Source organism: Nocardia sp. NPDC023852 (assembly GCF_040639505.1).
Classification (GTDB): Bacteria; Actinomycetota; Actinomycetes; order Mycobacteriales; family Mycobacteriaceae; genus Nocardia.
Genome location: NZ_JBFAAB010000082.1, coordinates 1 through 1,291 on the forward strand (window position 1 = coordinate 1; position 1,291 = coordinate 1,291).

Below are 1,291 nucleotides of genomic sequence, written 5' to 3' on the forward strand. Positions count from 1 at the left end.
CCGCGGAGCGGTCCGGGGAATCAGTGTCGGTCTCGGCTTTCTGTACTGGCTTGCCGTCTTCGTCGACCACCCGTGCGGAGATGCCGGGCAGTGGTGTCATGGCGGCGCCGGGTTTGGTGGTGGTGACCCCGGGCAGGGGGGAGATCATGATGGCGCCGGTTTCGGTCTGCCACCAGGTGTCCACGATCGGGGTGCGGTGGGCGCCGATCACCTCGCGGTACCAGCGCCAGGCTTCGGGGTTGATCGGTTCGCCGACCGATCCGAGCAGCCGCAGCGAGGTCAGATCGTGGGCGGCGGGGATGTGTCTTCCCCATTTCATGAAGGTGCGTACCAGGGTGGGTGCGGTGTAGTAGAGGGTGACGCCGTATTTTTCGATGATCTGCCAGTGTCGGTGTTCGTCGGGGAAGTTGGGGGTGCCTTCGTAGACGACTTGGGTGGCGCGGTTGGACAGCGGTCCATAGACGATGTAGCTGTGTCCGGTGATCCAGCCGATGTCGGCGGTGCACCAGTAGATGTCTTGTCCGGGTTTGTGGTCGAAGACGATGTGGTGGGTGTAGGAGGTTTGGGTGAGGTAGCCGCCGGTGGTGTGCAGGATGCCTTTGGGTTTTCCGGTGGTGCCGGAGGTGTAGAGGATGAACAGGGGATGTTCGGCGTCGAAGGGTTGGGCTTCGTGTTCGGGTGTGGCGTGCCCGACCGTGTCGTGCCACCACAGGTCGCGGTGCTGGGTCCAGGGCACCTCGATACCGGTGCGGCGGACCACGAGCACATGCTCGACTGTCGAGGGGTCACCGCTCAACGCCTCGTCGACCGCGGCTTTGAGTGGTGTGGCCGTCCCGCGTCGCCACTGCCCGTCGGTGGTGATGATCAGCCGGGCACCGGCGTCGTCGACTCGTTGTCGTAGGGCGGTGGGGGAGAATCCGGCGAACACGACCGAGTGGGTCAGGCCCAGCCGGGCGCAGGCGAGCATGGCGATGATGGCCTCGGGCACCATCGGCATGTATACCGCCACGCGGTCACCGGCCCGCAGCCCGAGTTCGGTGAGGTAGTTGGCTGCCCGGCAGACCTCGGCGAGCAGTTCTGCGTAGGTGATGGCGCGGGAATCGCCGGGCTCGCCTTCCCAATGAATAGCGATCTGGTCGCCGTGTCCGTCCAGGACGTGCCGGTCCACACAGTTGTAGGCGACGTTGAGAGTGCCGCCGACGAACCATTTCGCCACCGGCGCGGCACTCCAGTCCAGTACCCGGTCGAACGGTCGATGCCACTGCAGCCGATCAGCCTGCTCACCCCAGAA

General features: G+C 65.4%; 1 protein-coding gene. It reads right to left on the reverse strand.

Annotated elements, in window-relative coordinates:
* On the reverse strand, window positions 1–1,291 hold a 1,291-nt coding region (locus AB0H00_RS31965; protein WP_357273677.1), incomplete at both ends, for an acetate--CoA ligase.